The organism is Hespellia stercorisuis DSM 15480, from assembly GCF_900142165.1.
Taxonomy (GTDB): Bacteria; Bacillota; Clostridia; order Lachnospirales; family Lachnospiraceae; genus Hespellia; species Hespellia stercorisuis.
The window spans coordinates 34,808-41,527 of the sequence record NZ_FQZY01000039.1 but is presented as its reverse complement, the minus strand read 5'-3'; the positions used below and the strand labels follow the sequence as shown (position 1 = coordinate 41,527).

The following is a 6,720-nucleotide window of genomic DNA, read 5'->3' as shown; positions in this document are numbered from 1 at the left end:
GGTCGAAAGAAAAAGACCAAGGTACTAAATCTAATTGACAGACTTGTGAATTACAAGGCATCAGTCTGCTTATTTATAAAGAATCTCTGTGTTCCGTTTGATAATAACCTTGCGGAACGTGATTTGCGCATGATTAAGGTTAAAACCAAGGTCTCAGGATGTTTTCTCAGTGAGGAAGGCGCACAGGAATATCTTACAATCATGAGCTATATTGGGACTGCTCATAAGCATGGAATAAATGCTTTTACAGCAATCAGAGAAGCCCTTTTAGGGAATTCCGATATCATCTTTAACTAATGGAGTTCTGAACAGTTACGAAAATTTTATAGAAATGTTTTTTCCTTTATTTAAATATCCCTCCGGCGCATCAATCTCCTGGATCGCATACGCTCCGTATGGCAGAAGATTTTTCGCAGTGGAGGCGATTCCGTTTTCATCTGTAATGATCTTCTTTACCGTCTCCCCTTTTTTATAAATTTTCCCCTCCACATTCACCGGTTTCTTATTCTCGCTCACGATCGCAAAGACTGCGCCTTTGAGTGTTCCATCTCCCTGGGCTTCTGCTTTATCCATCTCCGCATCCTGCTTTTCAATTGATACGCCGCCGCGAAATACTTCATCCGGAATCGTGGGCTGTGCGAATGTCACATCCTCCGGTTTGGGACCTCCGGTAATCTGGCTGACAAACAATTCCGGATTCAGCCGATATCCCAGCGGTGCTTTCGTCTCGGTAATCACCACCGTCCCCAGCGGTAAGACAGCATGACCATCCATCATATACAGGGCATCTCCGGATATCAAATTCTCCTTCTGAAAACCGGCATATCCGTTGCTGTCTGTCTTAAATTTCCAGCTTCTTTTTGGCTTTCCCGCACTCTCGATCGTCTCTTTTGTGTAATATCCGTCATAATACTTCACCGTAAATTCCGTTCCCGAGAAGTCTTTGAGCCCTCCCTGTGTTCCGTGGCCGATCTCCTCGAACTGAATACCTGCCGCATCCATTTTTTCTCCTATAATCAGCGGCCGGTAACTATTCGGCTTCTCCTGCACATTCAGATATGCGGTCTCTGTGGATACCGCTTCCAGAGGATACACCGTCTCATCCAGAAAAAATCCCGCCGGTGCACACGTTTCCTTCACATAGCAGGTTCCGATGGGAACCTCCAGCTCATTGCTTTGTCCACTTTCATCCGTTGTCAGCTCTCCCAAAGGATTGGTACAGCCCTCATCTGAATATGCGGTGTAGACTGCCCCCGCAAGACTGTAGCAGGAATTTTCCTCCGTAATCTCATTCTCAGTGGACCGCTTCGCCACTTTGGCATGTCCCGGCAAATTGGCTGTCTTCACCACCGTAAACTGTGCCCCTGGAACCTTGGCTACAATCCGGGATATGATATTTCCGTCATATGCGAGTCCGTTTCCGTCCGACGCTCCATCAATGGAATGCCAGCATAGATCCGGATTGGACGCATCTCCCCAGTATATCGCCACATGGTGGTCTCCATATGGGTTTGCTTCACTTCCATCCCACATCCAGATAATATCACCTTTTGAACAGTACCCCGAAGTGAGCATCTCCTCTTTCGTGGAAAACACACGATGTTCAATTCCATAATTCACATACAATGTCGGCCAGTCGATTGCCGGCGGCATTGCTGGAATATTTGAAGTGTCACCGCCGCTGGCGACCGTCGCTTTGTACAGCGCATGCCACACGAATCCGGTGCAGTTCATCCCCGCACTCACACCGTCCGACGCAGCGCCAAAGCTGTTAATATCTCCGTTCGGGGAGCGCCAGTCATATCCTCTGTACGGTGTTGTCAAATAATAATCGTCATTGGCATGGCTCTCCAGCCAGTTCAGATAAATCTCCGGATCCATTCCCAGAAAATCTGCCAGCGGGGTTCCTGACGATGCTGTGCTGATTCCTTCACCTGCCTGACCGTTCTCTCCCACCAGAATCTCCCTGTCCCCGGTTTTCTCCGGTATATTTTCGTTCTCCGCCTCTGCTGTCGTATCCCCATCTGCATTTTCTTCCGGGTCTGCTGTCGCCGGGTTTTCTTGTGCATTCTGGTTTTTCATGATATCCGATTTTTCACCTGCCACCTCCCGGTCTCCTCCGCCATCTGGTTTCACATCTGCTGTCTCCCGGTCTTCTCCGGCATCCGGTTTTACGCCCGCTGCCATCTGCTCTTCTTCGGCATCTGGTTTCGCATCCGCTGTCTTCCGGTCTTCTCCGGCATCTGATTTTGCGCCCGCTGTCTTCCGGTCTCCTGCAGCCATCCGTTTCTCATCAATACCAGCCTTCAATTCTCCTCTATCCGAGGCAAAAGTCTGCCCTGCACCGCTCATACCCATGGTCGCAGCACACAAAATACATAGCACAAGAGCACACACTCTCGTCCAAAGTCTGTTGTTCTTTTTCATAATTTTCTCCTTTTTTGTAAAACGGACATTTCAGATCCGTTTACGCGCTCTTTTCTGAACATTTTACATAGAAAAATGCTCCAATTCTCTGATTAACATTCCAATTTTTTATGACAAACTATTCATACACAAACAGAACGCCCCCTTCCATGCATTTTTTTACTTCAGTAGTACTTTTTCCTCGTTTTGGATAATTGGGATGAAATTCCCATTGAATAATAGATCTTTCTTAGACGAGTAAGTAGATAATACTCCTCCTCTGATTTTTTGTCAATATACTTTAACAAAAAACAGAATCAAAAAAACAGAACCCCATATCATGGATTCTGTTTCTCCGTCAATTTATTCTGACGCTTATTCTAATGCTTTTCGGTTATTCTCTCTCTTTTTTCATATTCGCTTTCATATCCTGCAGCTTCTGAAGTCTCTCTCTCCATTTTTCAAACTGCTCAGAATGCTCCCTCGGTTTCATCTTAGGGAACGCCCGCACCAGACGTCTGGACACGCGGGATCCCCGGCTGGAAAGCTCCTGATATTTTTCTTTCAGTTCTGCAATATGCCCCTGCATTTCCTCGGAAATATCCTCCTGCTTCTCCATAGTCGCAGTCACACGGGTGAATATCTCCTCCCCGATCTGGTCGGAAATCTCGTGCAGCTCTTTCGCGATCTTTTCCATAGATTCCAGATGTTTGTTCATCTTCACAATACTTGCGGACGTCACATACAGATCCACAACCAGCAATGCCACCAGCACCACAATCAGAATCACGCCGACCGCAAACGGAAGATAAGACAGCACTTTTGAAAACAGTGGATGAACAAAATCAACGATCACCACACAGGCAACGCCCCACACCAGTGAGAACAGAAGGCACACGTATCCGCCAATGTTCAGTGGCTGTCCCGAATAATCCCACCATTTATTGTGGAAAATCTTATCCATCGCATAACCGGTCACTCCTTCCAGCACTGTGACCAGCACCACTGACGTCAGATACAGCAGGATCAGATTATCTCTCCACGGGGTCAGGAAAAACACAACCATGGTCACGCCCACTCCATAAATCGGGCAGATCGGCCCATTTAAAAAGCCTCTGTTCACAAACTTCCCGGACTTAACCGCCGCGTATCCCACCTCGCAACACCAGCCAAAAAAGCCATATATGAAAAAATACAGTAAAATGTCATAAAATGTCATAATCATACCTTTGCTTTCTATCTCCCGTAAATTCCGGTTATCTCGCACATCTGTCCCAACAGTTTCGTCGTAATCTGCCCCGGAAGCAGTCTCCATTTCCAGTTGTCCCCAATCGTCGATGGGAAATTAAAACGCGCTTCTTTTCCGAGCCCCAGATAATCCTGTATCGGAACGATACAGAGGTCCGCCGTACTGGCCATCGCCATACGAATCAGATCCCAGTGAATGGTCTCATCTTTGTCCTCGCTGCCGCCAATATACTTATTGCAGTAACCCTTCGCATACTTATTCAGCGTAGAATACCATCCCCGTACCGTGTCGTTATCGTGGGTTCCCGTGTAAACCACGCTGTTGTGTCCGTAGTTGTGCGGCAGATAATCGTTGGTGTGATCGGAGTCAAAAGCAAACTCCAGCACTTTCATCCCCGGATATCCGGTTTTACGCACCAGCTCACGCACCGTGTCCGTGAGATAGCCCAGATCCTCGGCAATCACGTTCACCTCACCCAGACGTTCTTTGATCAGAGTGAACAACTCGATTCCAGGTCCCTTTTCCCAATGACCGAACTCTGCTGATTTATCACCATAAGGGATCGAATAGTATTCATCGAATCCCCGGAAATGATCAATCCTCACAATATCATACATCTGCATGCAGTACTCAATCCGCTGCAGCCACCAGGCATACCCGGTCTCCCGGTGATACTCCCAGCGATAGAGAGGGTTGCCCCACAACTGCCCTGTCGCGCTGAATCCGTCCGGTGGGCATCCCGCCACTGCCGCCGGTTCATTTGCCTCCGTAAACTGGAACATCTGCGGCCTCGCCCATGTATCCGCACTGTCAAATGCGACGTAAATCGGTATATCTCCAACAATCTGAATACCTTTGGCATTGGCATATTCATGAAGATCCCGCCACTGCCGCCAAAACAGATACTGCTGAAAGCGATAGAAAAGCACTTCCTCCTCCAGCTCTTCCCGAATCTCCTGAAGCGGTCCCGGATGACGGTCCCGATAGACCTCATCCCACTCGGTCCAGCTCACGCCTCCATTTTTGTCCTTCAGCACCATATACAGGCAATAATCCTCCAGCCAGAATCCATTCTTGCTGACAAACGCCGCGTACTCCTCATGTCCCTTGCTCTGAAAACGATGAAACGCTTTGCGCAAAAGTTTGAATCTGCCGAAATACATCTTCTCATAGTCCACATATTGCGGATCGTCTCCAAAATCAACAGCATCGCACTCCTCGCGTGTCAACAGCCCCCCGTTGATCAGCTTCTCCAAATCGATATAATAAGGATTCCCCGCAAATGTCGAAAACGATTGATACGGTGAATCACCATAGCTGGTCGGTCCCAGCGGCAAAATCTGCCATTTCTTCTGCCCTGCCGCTTTCAGCTGATCCACAAACTCATATGCTTCACGCGAAAAACAGCCGATTCCATACCGTGAAGGCAGTGATGAAACCGGCAGTAAAACTCCACTTTCTCTAGTCATAATGCTTTTCCCAAATTCCTTTTCTATTTTTATGCTTTATACTTTTCTGTTCTTATAGTTCTGCTCTTATGTTCTTGTTCTTACATTCTTGCTCTTATGCTCTTGCTCTTATGCTCTTGCTCTTATGTTCTTCTTGCTCTTATGTTCTTGCTATCATTTTTTGTTATCACATTTGCTCTTGCACTTTTATTCTATGATACCGGAGAATAAAAGTCTTCTATTCTCTACTGTATCTTTTTCAGCAGATCCAGCTGGTTCTTGTATGGCGGATACCGAAACGGCAGATCCACCTTTGTCGACTTCTTCATCATGCTCTTATAATGTGTAAATGTATCAAACCCGGCCTTGCCATGATAACTTCCCATTCCGCTGGTGCCAACACCGCCAAACGGCATCTCCGAAGTTGCAAGATGACAGATCGTGTCGTTGATGCAGCCGCCGCCATAAGAAATGTGTTTCATCACATATGCCTCATTGCTGGCCGACTTTGTAAACAGATACAGTGCCAATGGCTTCGGTCTCGCATTGATATCCTGTACGACTTCCACCATGGAATCATAGACGAGCACCGGAAGAATCGGTCCGAATATCTCCTCGCTCATCACGTTATCGCCCCATGTAACGCCATCCAGAATCGTCGGTGCCATCTGTCTGGTCAGATCATTTACCGTACCTCCGGTCGCGATCTTCCCCTCATCCAAAAGTCCCTTCAGTCTCGTAAGATGCCTCTCGTTGATAATCTTCGGGTAATCCGGGTTCCGGCACGGCTCCTTGCCATACATCTTTGTGACCTGCTTCATCATCTGCCGAATCAGTTTGTCCTTCACGCTTCGGTGAACCAGCACATAATCCGGCGCAACGCAGGTCTGTCCCGCATTCAGGAATTTCCCCCACACGATGCGCTTCGCCGCCATGTTGATATTCGCCGTCTCGTCCACGATGCAGGGACTCTTACCCCCCAGCTCCAGACTAACCGGCGTCACATACTTTGCCGCTTTCTCCATCACCAGTTTTCCGACCTCCACCCCGCCGGTGAAGAAAATATAGTCGAACCGCTCATTTAACAGTCCCTCATTCTCCGCACGTCCGCCTTCCACGACCGCGACATAAGCCGGATCGAACAGCTCATCCACCATCCGGTGCATCAGGGCACTGGTTGCCACCGAGTACGCCGACGGTTTCAAAACCGCGCAATTTCCTGCACAAAGTGCGGCAATGAGAGGTGCAACAGTCAGCTGGAACGGGTAATTCCACGGAGACATAATCAGAACCGTTCCGTAGGGCTCCGGATAAATAAAGGATCGGGACGGAAACTGCGTAATCGGTGTGTGGACACGTTTTACTTTTCCCCAGCTTCTCAGATGCTTTATCGCATACCGCAGTTCTTCCTTCACAATACCGACTTCTGTCGCATATCCCTCCACCGGGGCCTTATTCAAATCCTGTTTCAGTACATTCAATATCTCATCATCGTGTTCATTAATCCAGCGCTGCAGTTTCTGAAGCTGCTCCATCCGAAACTCCAGATTCTTCGTGGTTCCCTTTGCAAAAAATCTGCGCTGATTCAGTATCATCTGTTTGTAGTCAGTCATACAC

Annotated in this window: 5 protein-coding genes; 1 reads left to right on the top strand and 4 read right to left on the bottom strand. The window is 48.0% G+C overall.

What is annotated here, in order from left to right:
- Positions 1–297, top strand: a 297-nt coding sequence (locus BUB85_RS12930; RefSeq protein WP_143160718.1) for an IS66 family transposase, incomplete at its 5' end; no start/stop codon positions are given.
- A gap of 15 nt (positions 298–312) precedes the next feature.
- On the opposite strand, the gene BUB85_RS12925 is transcribed toward BUB85_RS12930, so the two are convergent.
- The 4 genes from BUB85_RS12925 to BUB85_RS12910 all read right to left on the bottom strand — a co-directional run bounded on the left by BUB85_RS12925 (position 313) and on the right by BUB85_RS12910 (position 6,716).
- Entirely contained in the window at positions 313–2,427 is a 2,115-nt protein-coding gene (locus tag BUB85_RS12925) for a SpaA isopeptide-forming pilin-related protein (protein ID WP_073111156.1), read from the bottom strand.
- Positions 2,428–2,800: 373 nt separating this feature from the next.
- Entirely contained in the window at positions 2,801–3,625 is an 825-nt protein-coding gene (locus tag BUB85_RS12920) for a putative ABC transporter permease (RefSeq protein ID WP_073111158.1), read from the bottom strand.
- A 17-nt stretch (positions 3,626–3,642) separates the two neighbouring features.
- Positions 3,643–5,124: a 4-alpha-glucanotransferase gene (malQ, locus tag BUB85_RS12915; protein WP_073111153.1), complete on the bottom strand. Its 1,482-nt coding sequence runs from the start codon at positions 5,122–5,124 to the stop codon at positions 3,643–3,645.
- Positions 5,125–5,348: 224 nt separating this feature from the next.
- On the bottom strand, positions 5,349–6,716 hold the full coding sequence (locus BUB85_RS12910) for an aldehyde dehydrogenase (RefSeq protein ID WP_073111150.1): 1,368 nt from the start codon (positions 6,714–6,716) through the stop codon (positions 5,349–5,351).
- Positions 6,717–6,720: the final 4 nt, after the last annotated feature.